Here is a 22,754-nt window from a genome sequence, read left to right as displayed (position 1 = left end):
TCTCATAAAGGGAATTGTCCGCGTCCATTGAGAACAAAGGCAATTCCCTTAATTTTATCAATAAACAATCATGAAGATACACAGACAATTAACAGCAGCAGCCTTTCTGTTTATCAGTATGGCAATCATGGCACAAGTGCCATTCAGCAAAAAGGAAGTAAAAGAGAAAATGAAGCAAGTGGCAGACTGGCAAATTTCCAATCCTAACACTGCCCACGAACACCACGACCTGGATTGGACCAATGGAGCACTTTATGTAGGTATGGTAGATTGGGCTAAACTGGCAGAAGAGGAGTACAATGACAGCACCTACTATCAATGGCTCTATAAAATAGGAAGACGAAACTGCTGGCAACCCCATCAGCGGTTGTACCATGCAGACGATATAACCGTTTCCCAATCATTCATTGACTTATACCGTAAATATAAAAAAGAGGAAATACTGGCTCCTACCCTGGCACGTACGGAATGGATTGTCAACCATCCATCCAACGGTACATTCAAACTGGAGTATGGTGACAACAAAACCCTAGAACGCTGGACCTGGTGTGATGCCTTGTTTATGGCCCCCCCGGTTTATGCCAAGCTATACCGTGAAACCAACAACCGGAAATACCTCCAATTCATGGACAATGAATACCGGGCTACCTACGAATACCTATTCGATAAGGAAGAGAACCTTTTCTACCGCGATTGGCATTATTTCGGTAAAAAAGAAGCCAATGGCAAAAAGGTGTTCTGGGGACGTGGAAATGCCTGGGTACTGGCCGGTCTGGCAGAAGTATTGCAGGAGTTGCCCAAAGGCTTGATGGAACGCGCTTATTACGAAGAACTGTTTATCCGGTTATGCACACGTATCGCCGGATTGCAGAACGAAGACGGTTATTGGCATGCCAGCCTTCTGGATCCGGCTTCTTATCCTTCTCCCGAAACCAGTTCCACCGGTTTCTTTGTATATGCGTTGGCATATGGCGTAAATGCGGGACTCTTGAATGAAGACGATTTCATGCCAGTCATTATAAAAGGCTGGAAGGCACTGACCGATGCTGTAGATGCAAGCGGTAAACTTGGCTGGGTACAGCCTATCGGTGCCGACCCCCGTAAAGTGACGCGTGACATGACAGAAGTTTACGGTGTCGGTGCGTTTCTTGCAGCAGGATGCCAGATATACAAGATGGCTGTAGATACGGAAGCTGATTATATAAAAATCTGGCCAGACAGAAAAACCATGCAGGGAAACCCTTTAAGTGGTTGGGTTGTTTATGCAAATGAGAATGTCAGCGATGACTTCTGGAAGAAATACGACCATATCTATGTACCGGAAAAAGGAACAACCGTGAAAATCTCCGATTATGCACGCACACTCTATATCCGTACGCATTGGAGTACCTTCAATCCCGCCGAAGGAGTCTACGGCTGGGATACCAACGAAAAGTTGAAAAAAGTAATTCAAGGGGCACTCGACAGAGGTATGCGTCTCTCTTTCCGTGTAGTTGTCGACAGCCGCGACCGAAAAAATGAAGCCACTCCGGCCTATGTATTCGATGCAGGAGCCAAATACTATACAGACAATGGAAAACGCTCTCCCTATCCTGATGACCCTATCTTCCAGGAGAAATATGCAAAGTTCATAGAAGCATTTGCCCAAAAATACAATGACCCTGACCTGGTGGAATTTATAGACGGCTACGGTCTTGGCAAATGGGGTGAGGCACACACTATGAAGTACATTGACCCCAAGAACCGGGAAGCTGTGTTCAATTGGATTACAGACCTCTACGTCAAACACTTCACCAAAGTACCTTTAGTTATCAACTACCATCGTTGGATGGGTGCAGGCAAAGACTGGGCAGGTGAGGAGAATTTTGATCCCGATAGTAAACGCTTGTTGGACAGCGCTTGCGAGAAAGGCTTTTCCTTACGTCATGATGCTTTCGGAATGAGAGAGTATTACGGCCAGTGGGAGCGAAACTATGTGAAACCTTGGATTATGAAACGCCCGGTTCTACTGGAAGGTGGATGGATTGTGAGCAAGCACCCTTATCACAATGACCCGAGCGGTTACAAAACAGCCAAAGATGTGCGTATCGGAGAATTTGAAGACGGTCAGGAAGCTCATGTCAACATGATGGATTTCCGTGTAGGAGACGAAACCATGAGTTGGTTCCGTGATGCCTATCCTTTGGTTGAGCGTTTCATCTCCGAAGGAGGTTATCGTTTATATCCCGATTCCATTGTAGTTCCCAAAGAAATGAAGAGTGGTTCAAGAATAAAGATAGTACATCGCTGGAACAACTTAGGCTGGGGATATTGCCCAACCAATATACCACAATGGAACCAAAAGTATAAAGTAGCTTTCGCATTATTGAACCAAGACAATCAAGTAGTCTACTCTTATCTGGACAACAATACTGATTTATCCGTCTGGATAAAAGGCTATCCCACTTCCTATGAGTTCACTCCCAAACTTCACGGGGTAAAAAAAGGAACCTATACCTGGGCAGTAGCTTTAGTCGATACAACCAAAGGCAATGGAAGCAATGTTAAGGGGCTGGATATCTCTGCCAAGGGAACCTTCACTAATTCTGGTTGGTTAAAACTGTCAGAAGTAACTGTAAAATAAATAAGACACCCCATCGACTTTATAAACAAGAGGCTGAATTCAATCTTGAATTCAGCCTCTTGTTTATAAAGTCCAATCCATCTATTTCTTTTGCGGCAACCTCTTCAGCAAGTGGTCCACCGCCGCTTTCAGCTGTGCATCTTCTCCCTTCAAAACAGCTTCCGGTTCATTATAGACCAGGATATCAGGCTGCAACGTGCGGTTCTCCAGATAGTTGCCCTGCATATCCATGCAACCTACCTGCGGAATACCGAATACAATACTTGGATCGATCTGGCTTTCCCACCAGACAGCAGTCATGGTTCCTGCCACGGGAGCACCTATCAGCTTACCGATACCCAACGTCTTGTACACAAAAGGAGTACCGTGGGCATTGCTGTAATTATCCTCGCAAACCAGCATACACGAAGGTTTCAGCCATCTGTCAAAAGGATCGCTGCCGATGTACTGGCCACGCGGCACAAAGCGTTCATACTCCTTGCCGCTAAGTAACGTCGCTACTTGTTCGTGCAGCCACCCGCCTCCGTTATGGCGGGTATCCACCACAACAGCCTCTTTCTTACGACTGCTTTCGCTCAACAAATCGGAGTAAATCTTACGGAAGCTCGGACTATCCATACCTTTGATGTGAATATAAGCAATGCGTCCGCCGGAATATTCATCCACCTTTTTGCGGCAGTTTTCCACCCAGCGCTTATACAACAGCTCATTCTGGGCACCGTAAGATATGGGCTTCAAGGTTTCTTCAAACCGCTTTCCGGTAACAGGATCATAGACCGAGAGAATCACCTTGCGGCCTGCCTTACCTTCGAGTAACGGGAAATAATCAGCGCCAGCCTTAATGGCAACACCATCCACTTTCTCGATAATACAGCCCGGCTTGACATCCGTCTTTTTCTTCGTCAATGGACTCTGAGCTATAATTTCTTTAATCTTCAATCCATCGCCCGCATAAGCTTCATCATAGAACACTCCCAAAGCAGCCGTAGGAAGTGCTGCGCCCGAAGCATAATAACGCGCTCCCGTATGAGAACCGTTCAATTCACCCAGCATCTCACTCAGCATTTCCGCAAAATCGTAGTTATTGTTGATATACGGCAAGAAGCGCTTATAAGTTTCTTTGTATCCATTCCAGTCCGTACCTTGCAAGTCTGCCACATAGAACTTATCATTTACCTGCTGCCAGATGTGGTCGAAGATATATTCACGCTCACCATAAGGGCGGTAATCGAAGAAAGCCTCAAATTCAATTGGAGAAATCTTGCTGCCTTCAATCTCTATCTTCTTCATTCCGTCGCGGGCACAAAGGAAGATATTCTTCCCTTCCTTGTCAGGCTGCAAAGCGCCTGCACCTACTTTCTTCAAAAGAACTTTTGTAACATTCTCTTTCAGATTGTGTTCCCAAAGATCGTACCCATCCTCGAAAACAGAAAGATAATAGAGTTTATCCCCTTTAGCAGAAAGCATGGCATCTGCCATATGCGAGGAGTTGACGGTCAGGCGTACAATACGGTCAAAGCGGTTTGCGAGGTCGAACTTTAACGGCTCTACCTTTTTCTCCTTATCTTTGTCGGCATCCTCTTTTTTCTTCTTAGCATCCTTTTCGTCTTTCTTCCCGGCTTTTTCCTTCTCTGCCTTCTCCGCTTCCTCGAGTAAAGCGGTTTCTTCCTTGTTCATCAAAAAACGGTCGTATGCTTCAGCATCAAAGAACATGATATAAGTATCGTCTTCGGCTCCCCAACTGCCGTGGCTGCGATACCCCGCACGGTCACTGGTCCAAATCATGGCTTTTCCACCCAATACCCATTTGGCATTGCCATCGTTGTATCCGCTCTCGGTCAGGTTCACCATTTCACCCTTGCCATCGGCATTCAGCAGCACAACATCTTTGTTGTTCCATCCACCTACACCGATATAGTCCGAAAGAATCCATTTGCTGTCCGGACTCCACTGAAACCACTGGTCACCGTCCGAATAAGAGTATTGATACTTGCCATCCATAACGGTACGCACATCCTTTGTCTTCAAATTGATGACACGGATGGTGCTGCGGTTTTCGAGAAAGGCAATCTCTTTACCGTCAGGGCTGTATTGGGGTTGGAAAGAAGCGGCATCCGAGTTTGTCAAGCGTTCTTCCTTCAGCTCTGTGGCATAGGTAAACAGCTTTTCATCCTTACGCACAATCGTCGAAGTGTAAAGTTGCCAAAGCCCGCCACGTTCGGAAGCATAAACCAGTGTCCGCCCATCGGGGGCAAAGTCTACGGTACGTTCCTGACAAGGAGTATTCGTTATCTGCTTCGTAGTCTTATATTCCACTGAAGTGACGTAGACATCGCCGCGCAAAACGAAAGCCACTTCCTTACCATCCGGAGACACTGCCATTTCCGTGGCACCGCTACTCTTAATCTGGCGGATAATGTCCTTGTCGTTTCTGTCGGAAACAATGCTGATGTTCACCTTTTGCGCTTCTCCACCGGGAAGCAGGGTGTAAATCTCACCATCAAATCCATAGCACAACCTTCCGTCCGTAGCGGCACTGAGATAGCGTACCGGATTTTTGGTATAGTGCGTCAACTGCACGGCCTTCGCATCTCCGGGAGTACGTCGGTAGATATTGAAAGAGCCGTTTTCCTCACTCAGATAGTAGAATGTTTTTCCATCAGGAGCCCAAACCGGTTCACGGTCTTCTCCTCCGAAAGTGGTCAGCTGGCGGTACTGCGGTTCTTTTCCCGGAGTATACATCCAGATGTCACGGGCAATGGGCGATACGTGATGTTTACGCCAGTAGTCCTCGTAACCTTTCTTATCTTGATACAACATCGCTCCCTCCTTATTGATGGAGATGCACTCCATAGGCATGGACGAAATCATCGTCGGGCGCCCTCCCTCCACTGATACTCGATAGACCTGATTGAACTGCCCGTTAGAGGGAAAGACAACAGCCTCGGCAGACGGCATGATGCCCGCAGAGAACAAGACATGTCCGGCATCTGTAAAAGCAAGCGGCGTTTCGCTTCCCGAGTGGGTAGTCAGCCGTCGTGGTTCGCCTCCGTCTTTGGCCACAATGTAGACGTCCAGGCTTCCCATACGGTCCGAAGCAAAAGCAATCCGCTTACTGTCCGGACTCCATACCGGAGCCGTATCATATGCGGGATTGGTAGTTATCTGCATGGCACGTCCACCGGCAACCGGCACCGTATAGATGTCTCCTTTATACGTAAAAGCAATGGTGGTCCCATCGGGAGAGATGACACTATGACGCATCCACAGCGGAGCATCCTGCGCAAAAGTAAAACCAGCCAGGCAAACGGCAGCAATACCTAATAGTAGTTTTTTCATAATGATTCTTGTTTTTGGAGAATAAAAAAAACCTCACGACTTTTCCTTTCGGAAAAAGACCGTGAGGTTTGCTTATCATTTTAAGTTACCCTCAATTAGAGAGCACCTACTTCCTTCAAAGCGGCATTTGTCTTGTGAACGGCAGCAGCGCTGGCAGCAAATTTAGCTTTTTCGTCAGCAGTCAGTTCCAGTTCAACGATTTTCTCGATACCGTTCTTGCCAAGGATTACGGGAACACCGATACAGATGTCTGATTCACCGTATTCTCCTTCCAGATATACTGAACAAGGAATCATCTTCTTCTGGTTGTGGATGATAGACTCAACGACATAAGCGCCTGCCGCACCCGGAGCATACCATGCAGAAGTACCCAGCAACTTAGTCAGTGTAGCACCACCTACCATAGTAGAAGCTACCACTTCGTTCAGTTTTTCTTCGCTCAGCAGTGTGCTTACCGGCTGTCCTTTGTAAGTAGCCAGACGAGCCAACGGAATCATGGTAGTATCACCGTGACCACCGATAACCATGCCTTCCACTTCGTTGGCGTTGCAGCCCAAAGCCTGAGACAAGAAATATTTGAAACGAGAGCTGTCCAAAGCACCACCCATACCGATGATACGGTTCTTCGGCAAGCCCAGAGACTTCAATGACAGATAAGTCATGGTATCCATCGGGTTGGAGATAACCACAAGGATAGCATTCGGAGAATATTTCAAGATGTTCTGTGCAACCGACTTAACGATACCTGCATTAACACCGATCAATTCTTCACGAGTCATACCCGGCTTACGGGGAATACCGGAAGTAATCACTACAACGTCGGAGTTGGCAGTCTTCTCATAATCGTTGGTACAACCTACAACAGTGGTGTCGAAGCCCAGCAGTTGAGCAGTCTGCATCATATCCATTGCCTTACCTTCTGAAACGCCTTCTTTCACGTCCAGCATTACCACTTCGTCAGCCACTTCATTAAAGGCTAACACATTAGCGCATGTAGCACCTACGTTACCTGCACCTACTACGGTTACTTTTGACATAATTTCTAAAGTTTTTTGTTTATAAGTGTTCTTTAAAGATGACGCAAAAGTACAGCGAACTTCGTAATTAGAGAAATATTTCCGTAATAATTTTAGTTAAATACACATTTAGCCAATGATTAGTGGACGATGATTAATGATTAATGATTAATTTTGCGGACGATTAATGAATGTAGGACGAATAATCAGCCACCAACCATTAATCACTTAACCATTAATCATTATCAAAAATGGCAGTTAAGAAGAATACACTTCTCATCGTGGCAGGCAGCCTCCTTATCTTATTATTAATAGGAGTTACCATTCTGCTGATTTCCGAAAAGCAAACCAACAAGGAACTGGTGATGGAATTCAATCTGGATAAAGAAGACCTTGAAAATCAATACACAGACTTCGCCAGACAATATGACGAACTGAAGTTGACAGTCTCCAACGACTCCCTCTCCGTACTCTTAGAGCAGGAACAATTGAAGACCCAACGTTTATTGGAAGAACTCCGCACCGTGAAGAGCAGCAATGCCACCGAGATACGCCGTCTGAAGAAGGAACTGGCCTCTCTCCGCAAAGTCATGATAGGCTATATCAACCAGATTGACTCGCTGAACCGCCTGACTGCTCAACAGAAGGAAATCATAGCCGATGTCACCAAGAAGTACAACGCCGCTTCCCGGCAAATCAGCAACTTGTCCGAAGAGAAGAAGAACCTTACCAAGACCGTGACACTTGCCGCCCAACTGGACGCCACCAACATCTCTGTGCAGCCCACAAACAAACGCGGCAAGACTGCCAAGAAGGTGAAAGACATCGTGAAGTTCAAAATAAACTTCTCCATCGTGAAAAACATCACTGCAGAGACCGGCGAACGTACCCTCTACATCCGCATCACCAAACCGGACAATAACGTGCTGACCAAAAGTTCCTCGAACACCTTCCCATACGAGAACCGGGAACTGGTATATTCCATCAAGAAGTATATAGAATACAACGGAGAAGAGCAAGCCGTCACCGTATATTGGGATGTAGAAGAATACCTCTATGCAGGCACCTACCGCGTAGACATTTTTGCTGACGGTACCCTTATCGGTTCGCAATCATTCAGCTTGAATTAATACAAAAAAATCTAAATTATTTTGCAATATCATTGAAAGCCTATACATTTGCATCGTTGTTTATGCAATTATTGTTGCTGTATAAACAACAGATTCATCACCTTAATTAATGTATAGCCCAATGAAAAAGTTCTTCTGTTTCATCTGTTTGGCATACCTATCCTTCCCCATGAAGGCCCAGGAAGCATTAAGCTTGGATAGTTGCCGTGCATTGGCAATCTCCAACAACAAAGAACTGCTGATAAGCCAGGAAAAAATCAACGCTGCCCACTATCAAAGGAAAGCGGCATTTACTAATTACCTTCCCAACATTTCGGCCAGCGGCGGATATATGCGCAGTCAAAAAGAGTTGTCCATCCTCAGCGACGCTCAGAAAGGAGCCTTGTCCGGATTGGGTACAAGTCTCAGCGGACCGTTACAGCAGGCTGCCCAAGTCATCGCACAGCTTCATCCAGAACTGGCAGGCCAATTGCCGGCTTTAGGACAAAGCCTGGTAGGTGCCCTCGACGGTGCAGGCCAATCCTTGGTTGACGCCTTTCGTACAGACACCCGCAATATGTATGCGGGCGCACTGACCTTGACCCAACCCCTATATATGGGCGGCAAGATACGTGCCTACAACAAAATTACCAAATACGCCGAAGAGCTGGCCCGCCAGCAGCACAACACCGGTATGCAGGAAGTAATCCTGAGTACAGACCAGGCATATTGGCAGGTAGTGTCCCTTGCCCATAAAAAGAAGCTGGCAGAAGGTTATCTGAAACTACTGCAGAAGCTCGACAGCGACGTTGACAAAATGATTGCCGAAGGCGTTGCCACCAAAGCAGACGGACTCTCCATCAAAGTAAAAGTGAATGAGGCCGAAATGACCCTGACCAAAGTAACCGATGGCCTGAGCCTTGCCCGGATGCTGCTGTGCCAATTGTGTGGTCTCGACCTTTCCACTCCCGTCATGCTCACAGACGAACAGAAGGAAGACCTGGCTCCCACTACTCCGGAAAACGGTGCCATCGACATCAACAATGTTTATGCTACCCGTCCCGAAGTGCGTAGCCTGGAACTTGCCACGCAGATTTATAAGCAGAAAGTAAATGTCACCCGTTCGGAATATCTTCCTTCCATAGCACTAATGGGCAGCTATATGGCAACCAACCCTTCCGTCTTCAACAGTTTCGAGAAAAAGTTCAAGGGGATGTGGAATGTGGGTGTCATGGTGTCGGTACCCATCTGGCACTGGGGCGAAGGCATCTATAAAGTAAAAGCAGCCAAATCGGAAGCACGCATCGCCCAATACCAGTTGGATGACGCCAAAGAAAAGATAGAGCTGCAGGTCAACCAGTCGGCTTTCCAAGTGAACGAAGCTGCCAAGAAACTGACCATGGCCGAAAAGAACCTGGAAAAAGCCAACGAGAACCTGAGATACGCCACACTTGGCTTTGAGGAAGGCGTTATACCTGCCAGCAATGTGCTCGAAGCGCACACCGCATGGCTTTCTGCCCAATCGGAAAAGATAGACGCACAGATTGACGTAAAACTGACGGAAATCTATCTGAGAAAGGCAACGGGGGAATTGACAATTGATAATTGATAGTTTCTTCAATCGTAAATAGTAAACAGTCAAATAGTAAATAATATGTTGGATACAAAATCACAAAACAGTAACATGTTGTTGGCATTCCTCACGCTGACGGGAGTGATTGCCATCGTTGCCCTTGTAGGTTTCTTCATGTTGCGTAAAGGGCCGGAAATTGTGCAAGGACAAGCAGAAGTAACGGAGTATCGAGTATCGAGCAAAGTGCCGGGACGTATTCTGGAATTTCGTGTAAAAGAGGGACAAAGCGTACAAGCCGGAGACACCCTTGCCATTTTGGAGGCTCCGGACGTGCAGGCCAAACTGGAACAAGCACGCGCCGCCGAATCGGCAGCCCAAGCCCAGAACGAAAAAGCTCTGAAAGGCGCCCGTCGGGAACAGATACAAGCTGCCTATGAAATGTGGCAAAAGGCACTGGCCGGACTGGAGATTGCCGAAAAATCCTACACGCGTGTGAAGAACCTGCACGACCAAGGCGTGATGTCTACACAAAAGCTTGACGAAGTTACCGCCCAACGCAATGCAGCCCGGGCTACAGAGAAAGCCGCCAAAGCCCAGTATGATATGGCCAAGAACGGTGCGGAACGCGAAGACAAAGCCGCTGCCGCTGCCTTGGTGGAACGTGCCAAAGGAGCTGTGGCCGAAGTTGAATCGTACATCAAGGAAACTTACCTGATTGCACAGACTGCCGGTGAGGTATCCGAGATATTCCCAAAAGTAGGCGAGCTCGTGGGCACGGGTGCTCCCATTATGAACATCGCCATTCTGGACGATATGTGGGTAACCTTCAATGTACGCGAGGACTTGCTGCAAGGGTTGGGTATGAATACCGAATTCGAGGCGTTCATCCCTGCACTCGATAAGAATATCCGCCTGAAAGTGTACTATATGAAAGACCTCGGCACATATGCCGCCTGGAAAGCGACCAAGACTACCGGCCAGTTCGACCTGAAAACATTCGAAGTAAAAGCCGCTCCGCAAGAGAAGGTGGAAGGACTGCGTCCGGGAATGAGTGTTGTATTGAAGAAGTAAAGGAGTTATGAGTTATTGGAGAGGATGATGGAAAGAAATAAGAAACATACGGCTTTGTGGAATGTAGCAAGACGCGAATGCCGCCGTCTTGTTTCCCGCCCGCTCTATCTGTTCTGTATGGTGATAGCACCGTTGTTCTGCTACATATTCTTCACCACGCTGATGGACTCCGGGCTTCCTACGGACATGCCCGTAGGTGTGGTAGACCAGGACATGAGTGCCACTTCACGCCAGCTGATACGTAACTTGGACGCTTTTGAGCAGACAGCCGTCGTGGCTCGCTATCCCAATATCAACGAAGCCCGCACCGCCATGCAGCGCGGAGAGATTTACGGCTTCTTCTATATACCCGAAGGCACCTCCGCCAAGGCGCAGGCGCAACGGCAGCCCAAACTCTCGTTCTACACCAACAACACACTACTCATTGCCGGCTCACTGCTCTTCAAAGATATGAAGATGATGAGCGAACTGGCATCGGGAGCCGCCGCCCGCACCGCCCTCTATGCCAAAGGCGCTACCGAGGAGCAAGCGATGGCCTTCCTCCAGCCCATCGTCATAGATACGCATCCACTCAATAACCCGTGGCTGAACTACTCCGTATATCTGTGCAACACCTTTGCACCGGGTGTATTGATGCTGCTTATCTTCATGGTGACCGTCTATTCCATCGGAGTTGAGATAAAAGACCGCACGGCCCGCGAATGGCTGCGCATGGGCAACAACTCCATCTGGATTTCCCTTGCCGGCAAACTGCTGCCGCATACCGCCATCTTCTTCCTGATGGGAATATTATATAATGTATACCTCTACGGTTTCCTCCATTTTCCCTGCAACAGCGGCATCCTGCCGATGCTGCTTGCCACCCTTTGCCTGGTGCTGGCATCGCAAGGCATGGGAATATTGATGATAGGAACCCTGCCTACCCTGCGTCTGGGACTCAGTTTCGCTTCCCTATGGGGCGTACTCTCTTTCTCCATGTGCGGATTGTCATTCCCTGCCATGGGCATGCACCCCGTATTGCAGGCATTGGCAAATCTGTTCCCCCTGCGCCACTATTTCCTGATTTATGTGGACCAGGCACTGAATGGATACCCCATGATTTACTCGTGGGTCAACTACGTAGCGCTGCTTATTTTCATGATGCTCCCGTTCCTTATAGCCCATAGGCTGAAAGGAGCGTTGGTTTACTATAAATACATGCCCTAATGAAAGACCTGACGTTCAGACAGAAAGTGATACAAGGCATTCATGACTTGTTCTATATATGGAAACGGGAATTCGGCACCACCTTCCGCGACCAGGGCGTGCTCATCTTCTTCGTGCTCGTTCCGTTGGTCTATCCGTTGATATACGCTTTCATCTATACCAACGAAACTATCCACGAAGTGCCCACTGTCGTGGTGGATGACTCACGCTCCTCGTTGAGCCGCGAATACCTGCGGAAAGTGGACTCCAGTCCCGAAGTGAGCCTCGTGAGCTACTGCGCTGATATGGAAGAAGCCAAACTGATGTTGAAGGACCGCAGGGCATACGGTATTATCTACATCCCCTCCACCTTCAGCGACGACATTGTACGCGGTAAGCAGACGCAGGTCAGCATCTTCTGCGACATGAGCGGACTGCTGTATTACAAAGCCTTGCTGACTGCCAACACCAACGTGTCGCTCGCCATGAACGCAGACATCAAAGTGGAGCGAAGCGCCAATACCACCGACCGCCAGGACGAAATTACCGCCTACCCGATAGAGTATGAGGATGTCGCCCTCTATAATCCGACCAACGGATTTGCCGCTTTCCTGATTCCGGCAGTATTGGTATTGATTATCCAGCAAACGCTGCTACTCGGCATCGGCTTGTCTGCCGGGACGGCACGCGAGCAGAACCGCTTCCGCGACCTGGTGCCTATCAACCGCCACTACAACGGCACACTACGCATTGTGATGGGAAAAGGGCTGAGCTACTTCATGGTATATTCACTGGTATCGGTATATATACTGTGTGTGGTTCCATGGCTTTTCAGCCTCAACCAAATAGCGATACCCGGTGTCCTGACTCTGTTCACCCTGCCCTACCTGGCCGCTTGTATTTTCTTTGCCATGACAGCATCCATTGCCATCCGCAACCGCGAAACGTGCATGCTGCTGTTCGTGTTCACCTCCGTGCCGCTGCTGTTCCTCTCCGGCATTTCATGGCCGGGAGCTGCTATGCCCGCTTTCTGGAAGTACTTCTCGTACATCTTCCCTTCTACCTTCGGCATCAACGGCTACGTACGCATCAACAGCATGGGAGCCACACTCAATGAAGTCTCTTTCGAGTACCAAGCACTATGGATACAAACGGGCTTCTACTTCATCACCACGTGCCTGGTATATCGCTGGCAGATATTGCAGAGCAGGAAACATGTGATTGAAGAGTATAAGAAGCATAAGAGTATAGAAGCGTAACACATTGTTCCAAGCCTACGAAACAAAGTGTTCACATGCGTTTGAACACTTTGTTTCAGCGTATCAGAACAATTTGTTCCAATATATAAAAACAGTTTGTTCGCCATATTGAAACAGTCTGTTCCCTTATAGGAAACAGACTGTTTTGTTAAAGGAAACAAATAGTTGCCCTACAGCATCGGCAAGGCAGCAAACAGACAAACGGTTGTAATACCTAATTACGGTCGCATGTGTTTCTCCAATATCGGGTAAAGTATCTCAGCATACCTCATAAAGCCCAAATCGGTAAAATGAATGCCGTCTACTGTAGCCTCCCCGTCGTGGCCGATGATGTCACGGGAAGCAAGGAAATAGATGTTTTTCTCTCCACGTTGCTTCAAAGAACGGAAAAAGGCATTCAATGTCTCATTCTTGTCCTTTACCTCCTTGGCAATCCTGGTGTCAAAAGGAGAGTGGGTAAAGAGAGGGTCTTCCACGAAAAGGACAGGCGTATCGGGATGCTTGCTGCGGATAGTGGTATAGAATTTATCGGCACGCTCTCTCATTTGCTCCACGGTAGCATTGGGCACAAAGTCGAGGACAAACATAGAAGCGTCCACACCGGCTATGACATCGGCAATCTCCAGGTCGAGCAAGGCATTGCCGCTAAATCCCAGATTGATGCACTCACGATTGAGCCAACGTTCCAGAATATTGGTATGCGCCATGCCGGGACGGGAAGCGCAGCCTCCCTGCAAGATGCTGGTACCATAGAATACCACCGGCTTCTCACGTTTCGGCAAGTCTACTGCCGGCAGGGTAATGGCGGATAAAGAATCCACGCCGATGGAAAGCGAGGTAACCCCGTCATATAAAGAAAGGTACAAAAGGTATTCGCGCTCCTCGGGCAACATATTGCTTACGATAGTCGCCTTATTGATTTTGCCCTGCGGACGTCCGCTACCGGCAAATATCCACTTGCCGTCTTGCAAGCAGTAGAGGTCGAGGCCTTTAATGCCGGTCGGTGTCATGTGGTTCATACTCATATTGTTCCTTACTTCCCATTTGGCGGAAATGCTTGTAGAGTTGGAACGGAAGCGCACGGCGAGTCCGGCACTGTTGCGGCCTAAGTCCCACAACGGCTTGCGGGAGATGTTCTGCAGAGAGTCCGGCAGACGCTCATAGCGGGTAAGGGTAGATTCTGTTGCTTTGCCCAGAAGGGGGAAGGCGGAAGCATCATGATAGATAGTCTGGGCATTGGCAACAGCGGCCAACAACAAGCCCATCAAAAGAATTCTGGTTCTCATATGACAAGATATTAAGTGTTAAGTATTACCGGCAAAGATACAAGGTTTCTTTGAAAAACGAAGAAATGGAAGTATTTTACATCAATTAACTCCCACATGCTTGTTTCTTTACGAAACATTCGTATTTTCGCAGAAAACAATTCATATGAGACACATCCATTTCCTCTTAGCAGGCTTCCTACTGTGCATCTGCTGTACCCTGCAAGCCAAAAACCGTGTGATTGACCAACCACCGTTTATCGTAAGAAACACGACTTCCATCGAAGTGAGTAAAGTAGTCATCAGTGACACGGCAACCGTGCTCCACATCTATGCCAAGTATCGTCCCAAGTACTGGATACAGATTGCACCCGACAGCTACCTGACAGACAATAACGGAGAAACCTACCAACTGCGTTCCGGTATAGGCATCATACCAGGTAAAGAATTTTGGATGCCCGAATCGGGCGAAGCGGAATTCCAGTTGGTCTTTCCTCCCCTATCCGACAATGCTACCTCCTTCGACTTCACCGAAGGCGAAAAGGTGGAAAACGGATTCAGCATCTGGGGAATACAACTGAAAAGCAAGAAACTGCCGGAACTGGCACTTCCCCAGAACGCCGTAGTACACAAAGCCGACCCTAATGCCGAACTTCCCGAACCGGTCATCCAATACGGAAAAGCCATGCTGAAAGGAAAACTCCTGGATTCACGCCCCAATATGGGAATGCCAATCAGTATTGCCGTGTGGGAGAATATCAAAGGAGACATCACGGACATACCACTCGACATCCAGCCTGACGGCAGTTTCACCAAAGAAGTAACATTGCCCGGCACTACCCCATGTACCATATATTTGGGTAGAGAGCATATGCTCCAGTTCTTCATGGAACCCGGCAAGACAACAGAAATATACGTCAATCTACGCGAAGCTTCCCGGCGCAAGTCTAAATTCCACAGCGAAGGGAAACCCTATGGAGAAATGGTATATATCAACGGACCGCTGGAAACCGTGGCACAAGAGTTGAACGGAAACCACCTCAGCATCGACATGCAAGACAAGCTCTATCAAAACATAGCTGCACTGGCTGGCAAGGATATTGATGCAGCCAAAGCATACGTACTTCAAATATCCGACGAAACACAAGAAGCAATAGACAAGTTGCCTTATAGTGCTTCTACCCGACAACTTTTGACTATCAATAACAAACTGATTACAAATGCCATGCTGTCTTCCGTTGCCAGCATCTTGACATCGGCTGCCCTACACGCCAATCTCATCAAACGGGAGGAAGCAAACAACTACTATCAGGAACTTGCCCGGAAAGTACCCGCCAACTACGTGTCCGACGAAGATATGAGTATATTGAATGTGCCGCAGGCAGTCTTGTCCAACCAGTATGTACAAATGGCTTCAAGGAATGTCGAACGGAGTGGAGAATTGGGCAAAGCCTGGGGAACCGACAAAGGTATCTTCTTCGATATAGCCCGTAATGTCACCCTCTACCGGGGTATCAAGAACTTCACCCCGCTCACCGACGAGCAAAAGGCCACCGTTGCCGCCATGCCCGCCGCATACCGTGAAATGCTGACTGCCGCCAATGACGAACTGCTGGCACAACTCGAAGCCAACAAGAAAAAGACGGGCTACACCATCAACCAAGTGGACGCCAACGTCAGCAACGAAGATTTGTTCACTTCTATCATCAGCAAATTCAAAGGAAAAGTATTGTTAGTAGATTTCTGGGCCACTTGGTGCGGTCCATGCCGTATGGCAAACAAGACGATGGCCCCCATGAAGGAGGAACTGAAAGACAAGGATATCCTATATCTGTACATCACCGGCGAAACCTCCCCCTTGAAGACCTGGGAGAATATGATTCCCGACATCCACGGCGAACATTTCCGTCTGACAGATGCCCAATGGAAATACCTATCGGATGCATTCAAGATAGAAGGGGTACCGACTTATCTGATTGTAGACCGCGAAGGAAACACCACGTTCAGACAAACCGGCTTTCCGGGAGTGGAGAAGATGAAGGAAGAGTTGCTGAAAGTGACTAAATGACAAACTGATAAAAAAAAACAGCAGGCTTATCACCTGCTGTTTTTTGTTTTATCAGTATACCGCTATTACTTTTCAGCCCATTCCTTGGCTCCCTGCTCTTTCAGTTTAGCAGTAAATGCCTTTGCCTTCTCCATAGCAGCCGCTTCCTCTTCCGGAGTTGCATATGCATGCTTGTAGCCCTTCACCACATTCCATTCACCACGGGTGAAATCGGGGAATGCCACAGCCGCACAACCGTTGTCCATAGAAAGTTCTCCCAATTCTGCAAGGCAGCACCACTCAGCAAGGTCGTATACATCCATATCCAAAGGAAGACCGTTTTGCAGGCAATATACCAGACGGCTGTCCATCACGAAGTCCATGCCACCATGACCTCCTACTTCCTTCGCCATCTCACCGTACTTCTTTAAAATGGGATGCTGGTATTTCTCCACGAGTGCCTCCATCTCCGTCTCCGGCAGGAAACCGTGTGAATTCAAATCATCCACTTTGGGCTGAACGCCCGATGCACTCAGCTGGTCAGCGTCAAGCGCATACCCTTCTACCGGATATTTGTTGGCGAATCCCTTGGTGCCCGTAAGCTGATACAGACGGTTATAGGGTTGTGGCGTCATCACATTGTGCTGAATCTCAATCACCTTTCCATTGGCTGTACGAATCATGGTCGTGGTATGGTCACCGTTACGGAACTCCTTGCACTCCTCACCGGTTCTTTTCTCTACCAGCTCCTTGCCTACCACAGACTTGGTATCCATGGCTACCAGCGTTTCCATACGGTCACCACGGTGAATATCCAGTGCTTGCGCCACCGGACCAAGGCCGTGGGTGGCATACACGTCACCGCGATGCTTCATGTTGTAGTCCAAACGCCAGCCCAACTTGTCATTTTCTCCATTCTTCCAGTAATGGTCCCAAAACGGGCTCAAATTATGTATATAAGCACCTTGTGCACGGATAACCTCACCGAATACGCCATGCTGCGCCATGTTCAGCGTATTCATCTCGAACCAGTCATAACAGCAGTTCTCCAAAATGAAGCAATGCTTGCGGGTAGACTCACTCAGGTTAATCAAATCCCAGCATTCCTGCAGGTTCATGGCCGAAGGTACTTCTATCGCTACATTCTTTCCGTTCTCCAGCGCACACTTGGCAACGGGGAAGTGATGCAGCCAGTCCGCAGCAATATAAACCAAGTCTATGTCATCACGTTTGCAGAGTTCCTCGTATCCCTTATCACCGGAATAGACGGCGGCTTTGGGCATGGATGCCTTCTTCAAGAGCTCCTGACATTTATCTGCACGGGCCTCTTCATAATCACAAAGAGCCACTACCTGCGTACCCGGAATATAAGTGAAACGTTCCACTGCTCCGGGACCACGCATACCCAAACCAACAAAACCCACACGGACTGCCTCCAGCTTCGGAGTAGTCAGTCCCAATACACTCTTTTGTCCTGCCGGACGCTCGGGAGTCTTGACAACAATGGTACCATTCTGCCATTCCCATTGAGTTCCCTTCTCTGTGGTTTGCACAGTAGAAGTCTGGCTTGTGCATGCACCCAATACGAAGCACATTCCCAGCAACAACGATTTAACTGTTCCCATATTTCTACTTTATTTGAGGTAAAAGAATTAATTGCAACAAAGATAGATAATCTTAACCAAAAGAAGATTATCAACAGCCATGTTCTTTTCAATCAGACAAAAGAATATACATACAGTAAACGCATTTAGATTAATTAACTCACTGTTTGATGCCACTTTACGAAATATTCGTAGATTTGCATTGAATTCATTTAAATACTTTATCCATGGAAAAGTTAACGATACAAGAAGAAGAAGCAATGTTGTACATTTGGGAACTGGGCAGTTGCTTCGTAAAAGACATTGTTGCCAAATACCCCAAACCGGCGCCTCCCTACACAACAGTAGCATCTATTGTGAAAAACCTGGAGCGCAAGCAGTATATCCGTGCCGCACGTGTAGGCAACACCTACCAGTATACTCCGCTTATACGCGAAAGCGAATACAAACGTACCTTTATGAGCGGTTTTGTGCGCAACTACTTTGAAAATTCTTATAAGGAAATGGTTTCGTTCTTCGCCAAAGACCAAAAGATTTCGGCCAATGACCTGAAAGACATTATAGATATGATAGAGAAAGGAAAGGAGTAAACATGTTAGCCTATTTTCTGAAAGTGAATGTAGCGATAGTACTGTTTTATGCATTCTATCGGCTGTTCTTCTACAAAGACACGTTTTTCGGCTGGCGCAGAACCGCACTGCTCTGTTTCTTTGCCGTTTCCGCCGCCGTACCTTTGCTGAACATACAAACATGGATTACGGAGCAGGAACCGATGGTAGCCATGGCAGACCTCTATGCCAGCGTTGTACTGCCGGAACTCACAGTAGGCACCGAAGCGGCTCCGACCGACTGGAAAAGCATCCTTTCAGAATATGCCAATATCGCCTATTGGGGAATAGCGGCATTGCTGATGATACGCCTCGTCGTGCAACTGGCAGGCATCATCCGCCTGGCATGCCGATGCCGCAAGATACAAATAGGCAACACAAGTATACATCTGCTTCCCAAGGCAGACGGGCCTTTCTCTTTTTTCCACTGGATTTTTATCCATCCGTCCTCGCATACGGAAGAGGAGTTCAACGAAATATTGACCCATGAGCAGACACACGCCCGGCAATGGCACTCCATTGATGTCATCATCAGTGAACTGGTGTGCATTTTCTGCTGGTGCAATCCCTTTGCCTGGCTCATGAAACGGGAAATCCGTACCAATCTGGAATATATGGCCGACGCCCGAGTATTGGAAAACGGCTATGACTCCAAAACCTATCAGTACCATTTGTTAGGATTGTCACATCAAAAGGCTGCAGCAACTATCTATAACAGTTTCAATGTTTTACCTCTAAAAAAACGCATCAAGATGATGAACAAAAAGAGAACAAAAGAAATAGGAAGAACCAAATATTTGATGTTCCTTCCTTTAGCGGCCTTACTTATGATTGTCAGCAATATCGAAACCGTGGCACGGACTTCCGAGATATGGATGCCCACCCTAACGGCAATAGAAGAGCTGCCCCTCAGTATTATAAATCCTGAACAGAAAGGCGAAACGACCTTCCACGTCACTATAGTAGACAAGCAAGGGAAAGTTGTGCCGAACGTAAAAATCCAAACCACGCTGGCGGGAAAACAACTGAACTTCAAGACCGGAGGAGATGGAAAGACCGACATCACCTTAGACATGAACGGACTGAAACATGCCACGATGTATGCCACCTCCCAAACCGGGAACAACTTCATTTTTGTTCTCTCTCAAGGAGAAACCACACGCACCATCAACATGGATGAGCATCAGTACACCCCACCTACACTCGCCCCCGATGCGAATGGTATTTTCGAGGTAGTAGAACACATGCCCGAATTCCCCGACGGAGGAATGTCAGCACTGATGGAATATTTGAAAAAGAACATCAAGTATCCGGAAGCAGCCATGAAGAAAGGTACACAAGGGCGGGTAACCGTACAATTCGTGGTGGAAAAAGACGGTAGCATCGCCAATGCGAAAGTGCTTCGTGGTGTTGACCCTGAGTTGGACAAAGAAGCCGTGCGCGTAGTCAGTGTCATGCCCAAATGGAAACCCGGTACACAAAAAGGAGAAGCCGTACGAGTAAAATATACAGTTCCCGTGATGTTCCGTCTGACAGAAGACAATACACAAGTTAAGTATGCTCCCATTGAAAACAAGATAGATGAAATGGTAGTAGTGGGTTACGCTCCCGAAGAGACAACCTACCCGGAGGAAGTAACCGTTTTCGAAGTCGTAGAAAAAATGCCGGAATATCCCGGCGGTATGTCTGCAATGATGGCATTCATCAGTAAAAACATCAAATATCCGGTAGCTGCACAAAAAGCTAAGATTCAGGGAAGAGTGGTCATACAGTTTATAGTGGATAAAGAAGGGAACATCATATGCCCCAGAGTAATCCGTGGTGCCGACCCACTGCTGGACGCTGAAGCAATCCGTCTGACTACCATCATGCCCAAGTGGAAGCCCGGCATGCAAAGAGGACAAGCTGTAAACGTAAAATATACAGTCCCCATCATGTTCCGTCTGCAAGAACCGGAGAAAAACCCTGCTGTCCAGAATGCCACTGTTACTCCAACTAAATAAACTAATTTTCTCTCTAAACAAGTTTAAATGAAAAAGGAGCAGTTACCCGGCGACGGGCAATTGCTCCTTTTTCATAAGGAAAATATCCATGTTTATTTATGCACTTCCACAATCCGTGTCGGCGCCATTTCCATATTTCTGCGGTCTACCTGACGGACTACGGCAGCAGCCAGTTGCAGGAACGCACGCCCGGTCACTGTATTCTCATCCAAAGCAACCGGAGTGCCCTTATCACCACTCTCACAGATGCTCTGTACAATAGGTATCTGCCCCAGCAACGGTACATTCATCTCTTCCGCCAACCTCTTGGCTCCTTCTTTACCGAAAATATAGTATTTATTCTCCGGCAGTTCGGCAGGTGTAAACCAAGCCATATTCTCTACCAAACCGAGGATAGGCACATTCACTTTGTCATTGGTGAACATATTGATGCCTTTGCGTGCATCTGCCAGTGCCACAGCCTGCGGTGTGCTGACAACGATAGCCCCCGTCAGCGCCAAGGTCTGCACCACGGTCAAGTGAATGTCACTCGTTCCGGGAGGAAGGTCAATAAGGAAATAATCCAGTTCTCCCCAGTCGGCATCACCAATCAGTTGCTTTAAAGCATTGCTTGCCATGCCTCCGCGCCACAAGGTGGCCTGATCGGGGTCGACAAAGAAACCGATGGAAAGCAGCTTGATGCCATACTTCTCTATCGGAACAATTAAATCACGTCCACCAATGTTCTCCGCCACAGGACGGGCATCTTCCACTTGGAACATCTTAGGAACAGAAGGCCCGAAAATATCTGCATCCAGCAACCCTACCTTGTAACCCAACTTTGCCAAAGATACAGCAAGGTTGGCAGCAACCGTAGACTTGCCCACACCACCTTTTCCGGAAGACACTCCGATAACATTCTTCACTTGAGGCAAAAGTTTGCCTACTTCCGGTCGCGCCGCCTGGCGGCTCTCTGTGGTAATCACAACCTCCACTTCGGGAGAGACATATGTGTGTATAGCTGTCTCGGCAGCTTTCACCATCGACTTCATGAAAGGATCGGTCGGTTTCTCAAACGTCAGCGAGAAGCTGACCTTCATCCCGTCAATTCGCATATTATCGGCTACCATCTCTGCCTCGACAAGGTTCTTTCCGGTGCCGGGATAACGCACTGTTGCCAATGCATCAAGGATTAATTTTGGATATAATGCCATTGCATTTACTATTTGACAATTTACTATTTACTATTTTTATGCGAATCAGTGGCTTAAACTACTACTGATTCGCATCACTTGCTGGTTTGCAGTCCGCTACGCTTGCTACGGTTATAACTGCGGTACTCATCCAGTTCTATCTCCACATCCGGCTCCTGCAACTCGCCTGCTTGCGGAAGATGGAACTTGATGTACTTGATATTCAAACCACGATCCAGCCATTGTTGTTCATAATAGGTCTTGATGCTGAGTATTTCATCAGCCATGCCGGAATGGTATAAGTCTTCCGTCATCACATCCACCGGCAACCGGTTTCTTTCAATCATGTACCGGGTATAGGTAAACATGAAGTTGCTGTCCGTCTTCAGATGGACTATGCCGTCATTCTTCAGAAACTTGCGGTAGCGCTCCATGAAATAAGTGGAAGTAAGCCTTTTGGTAGCCTTCTTCATCTGCGGATCCGAGAAAGTAAGCCAGATTTCACTCACTTCATCCGAAGCAAAAAAACGGTCGATGATTTCGATATTCGTACGCAGAAAGGCCACATTCTTCATTTCCGATTGCAGCGACTCGGTAGCTCCCGTCCACATACGGGCTCCCTTTATATCCACTCCGATGAAGTTCTTGTCGGGAAACATGCGTCCCAATCCGACAGTATATTCTCCCCTACCACAGCCCAGTTCCAGGACAATAGGATGGTCGTTCTTGAAAAATTGCCCGTGCCAGTTCCCTTTCATGTCAAACGGTACATCATCTACCGCAGAATACGGATATTCGAAAACATGCGGATAACTCGCCATATCAGCAAACTTCTCTAACTTGTTTTTTCCCATAATTACTTGGTCCTATATATATATAT

The 22,754-nt window shown here is 47.7% G+C and carries 14 protein-coding genes and 1 pseudogene; 9 read left to right on the top strand and 6 right to left on the bottom strand.

Going from position 1 to position 22,754, the window contains the following annotated elements; all coding sequences use genetic code 11:
- Nucleotides 1–70: 70 nt before the first annotated feature.
- Nucleotides 71–1,180: pseudogene (locus tag DW947_RS21860) on the top strand (glycoside hydrolase family 105 protein); the annotation flags it as partial.
- Between the two features lie 1,524 nt (nucleotides 1,181–2,704).
- Here DW947_RS21860 and DW947_RS15420 read toward each other — a convergent pair.
- Nucleotides 2,705–5,962, bottom strand: coding sequence for a S41 family peptidase (locus DW947_RS15420; RefSeq protein ID WP_119958551.1), 3,258 nt, complete (start codon nucleotides 5,960–5,962; stop codon nucleotides 2,705–2,707).
- Between the two features lie 95 nt (nucleotides 5,963–6,057).
- A complete protein-coding gene (gene mdh / locus DW947_RS15415; protein WP_005829779.1) occupies nucleotides 6,058–6,999 on the bottom strand; it encodes a malate dehydrogenase in 942 nt (313 codons plus the stop codon).
- Nucleotides 7,000–7,229: 230 nt separating this feature from the next.
- Between mdh and DW947_RS15410 the strand changes: the two genes are divergently transcribed.
- From DW947_RS15410 to DW947_RS15390, 5 genes are all read left to right on the top strand, one after another.
- Nucleotides 7,230–8,108, top strand: coding sequence for a hypothetical protein (locus DW947_RS15410; protein WP_057281569.1), 879 nt, complete (start codon nucleotides 7,230–7,232; stop codon nucleotides 8,106–8,108).
- A 121-nt stretch (nucleotides 8,109–8,229) separates the two neighbouring features.
- Nucleotides 8,230–9,696: a TolC family protein gene (locus tag DW947_RS15405; RefSeq protein ID WP_008664221.1), complete on the top strand. Its 1,467-nt coding sequence runs from the start codon at nucleotides 8,230–8,232 to the stop codon at nucleotides 9,694–9,696.
- 45 nt (nucleotides 9,697–9,741) lie between these two features.
- Nucleotides 9,742–10,731, top strand: a complete 990-nt coding sequence (locus DW947_RS15400; RefSeq protein ID WP_035450104.1) for an HlyD family secretion protein — start codon at nucleotides 9,742–9,744, stop codon at nucleotides 10,729–10,731.
- A gap of 27 nt (nucleotides 10,732–10,758) precedes the next feature.
- Nucleotides 10,759–11,937: an ABC transporter permease gene (locus tag DW947_RS15395; protein ID WP_057281719.1), complete on the top strand. Its 1,179-nt coding sequence runs from the start codon at nucleotides 10,759–10,761 to the stop codon at nucleotides 11,935–11,937.
- Complete coding sequence (locus DW947_RS15390; RefSeq protein WP_005829766.1) at nucleotides 11,937–13,175, top strand: ABC transporter permease; 1,239 nt, start codon at nucleotides 11,937–11,939, stop codon at nucleotides 13,173–13,175. Before DW947_RS15395 ends, DW947_RS15390 begins: the two co-directional genes overlap by 1 nt.
- A 218-nt stretch (nucleotides 13,176–13,393) precedes the next feature.
- On the opposite strand, the gene DW947_RS15385 is transcribed toward DW947_RS15390, so the two are convergent.
- Nucleotides 13,394–14,461 (bottom strand): SGNH/GDSL hydrolase family protein, encoded by a 1,068-nt coding sequence (locus DW947_RS15385; RefSeq protein WP_057087131.1) that lies wholly within the window; start codon nucleotides 14,459–14,461, stop codon nucleotides 13,394–13,396.
- Between the two features lie 145 nt (nucleotides 14,462–14,606).
- On the opposite strand from DW947_RS15385, the gene DW947_RS15380 reads away from it, so the two are divergent.
- Entirely contained in the window at nucleotides 14,607–16,508 is a 1,902-nt protein-coding gene (locus DW947_RS15380; protein WP_057281567.1) for a TlpA family protein disulfide reductase, read from the top strand.
- Between the two features lie 65 nt (nucleotides 16,509–16,573).
- Here the strand turns inward: DW947_RS15380 and DW947_RS15375 are convergent, their stop codons facing one another.
- Nucleotides 16,574–18,112 (bottom strand): Gfo/Idh/MocA family protein, encoded by a 1,539-nt coding sequence (locus tag DW947_RS15375; protein ID WP_005829763.1) that lies wholly within the window; start codon nucleotides 18,110–18,112, stop codon nucleotides 16,574–16,576.
- Between the two features lie 206 nt (nucleotides 18,113–18,318).
- Here DW947_RS15375 and DW947_RS15365 point away from each other — a divergent pair, with 206 nt between their 5' ends.
- Both DW947_RS15365 and DW947_RS15360 read left to right on the top strand, forming a co-directional pair.
- Nucleotides 18,319–18,681 (top strand): BlaI/MecI/CopY family transcriptional regulator, encoded by a 363-nt coding sequence (locus DW947_RS15365; protein WP_005829755.1) that lies wholly within the window; start codon nucleotides 18,319–18,321, stop codon nucleotides 18,679–18,681.
- A 2-nt stretch (nucleotides 18,682–18,683) separates the two neighbouring features.
- On the top strand, nucleotides 18,684–20,702 hold the full coding sequence (locus tag DW947_RS15360; RefSeq protein ID WP_044468566.1) for a M56 family metallopeptidase: 2,019 nt from the start codon (nucleotides 18,684–18,686) through the stop codon (nucleotides 20,700–20,702).
- 92 nt (nucleotides 20,703–20,794) lie between these two features.
- Here the strand turns inward: DW947_RS15360 and DW947_RS15355 are convergent, their stop codons facing one another.
- The gene (locus DW947_RS15355) at nucleotides 20,795–21,895 is read right to left on the bottom strand and encodes an Mrp/NBP35 family ATP-binding protein (protein WP_016273135.1); all 1,101 of its coding nucleotides are present in this window, start codon (nucleotides 21,893–21,895) and stop codon (nucleotides 20,795–20,797) included.
- 74 nt (nucleotides 21,896–21,969) lie between these two features.
- Nucleotides 21,970–22,728 (bottom strand): tRNA (guanosine(46)-N7)-methyltransferase TrmB, encoded by a 759-nt coding sequence (trmB, locus tag DW947_RS15350; protein WP_016273136.1) that lies wholly within the window; start codon nucleotides 22,726–22,728, stop codon nucleotides 21,970–21,972.
- Nucleotides 22,729–22,754: the final 26 nt, after the last annotated feature.

Source organism: Bacteroides sp. AM44-19, assembly GCF_003603395.1.
In the GTDB taxonomy this organism is placed as follows: domain Bacteria; phylum Bacteroidota; class Bacteroidia; order Bacteroidales; family Bacteroidaceae; genus Bacteroides; species Bacteroides uniformis.
This window is presented reverse-complemented; position numbering and strand designations above follow the sequence as displayed.

What these genes read in the sequence shown, in the direction of transcription:
- DW947_RS15355 (WP_016273135.1), bottom strand. Translation starts at nt 21,895, where the DNA reads ATGGCATTATATCCAAAATTAATCCTTGATGCATTGGCAACAGTGCGT.
- DW947_RS15395 (WP_057281719.1), top strand. Translation starts at nt 10,759, where the DNA reads ATGGAAAGAAATAAGAAACATACGGCTTTGTGGAATGTAGCAAGACGC.
- DW947_RS15380 (WP_057281567.1), top strand. Translation starts at nt 14,607, where the DNA reads ATGAGACACATCCATTTCCTCTTAGCAGGCTTCCTACTGTGCATCTGC.
- DW947_RS15400 (WP_035450104.1), top strand. Translation starts at nt 9,742, where the DNA reads ATGTTGGATACAAAATCACAAAACAGTAACATGTTGTTGGCATTCCTC.
- DW947_RS15375 (WP_005829763.1), bottom strand. Translation starts at nt 18,112, where the DNA reads ATGGGAACAGTTAAATCGTTGTTGCTGGGAATGTGCTTCGTATTGGGT.
- DW947_RS15360 (WP_044468566.1), top strand. Translation starts at nt 18,684, where the DNA reads ATGTTAGCCTATTTTCTGAAAGTGAATGTAGCGATAGTACTGTTTTAT.
- trmB (WP_016273136.1), bottom strand. Translation starts at nt 22,728, where the DNA reads ATGGGAAAAAACAAGTTAGAGAAGTTTGCTGATATGGCGAGTTATCCG.
- DW947_RS15405 (WP_008664221.1), top strand. Translation starts at nt 8,230, where the DNA reads ATGAAAAAGTTCTTCTGTTTCATCTGTTTGGCATACCTATCCTTCCCC.
- mdh (WP_005829779.1), bottom strand. Translation starts at nt 6,999, where the DNA reads ATGTCAAAAGTAACCGTAGTAGGTGCAGGTAACGTAGGTGCTACATGC.
- DW947_RS15410 (WP_057281569.1), top strand. Translation starts at nt 7,230, where the DNA reads ATGGCAGTTAAGAAGAATACACTTCTCATCGTGGCAGGCAGCCTCCTT.
- DW947_RS15420 (WP_119958551.1), bottom strand. Translation starts at nt 5,962, where the DNA reads ATGAAAAAACTACTATTAGGTATTGCTGCCGTTTGCCTGGCTGGTTTT.
- DW947_RS15385 (WP_057087131.1), bottom strand. Translation starts at nt 14,461, where the DNA reads ATGAGAACCAGAATTCTTTTGATGGGCTTGTTGTTGGCCGCTGTTGCC.
- DW947_RS15390 (WP_005829766.1), top strand. Translation starts at nt 11,937, where the DNA reads ATGAAAGACCTGACGTTCAGACAGAAAGTGATACAAGGCATTCATGAC.
- DW947_RS15365 (WP_005829755.1), top strand. Translation starts at nt 18,319, where the DNA reads ATGGAAAAGTTAACGATACAAGAAGAAGAAGCAATGTTGTACATTTGG.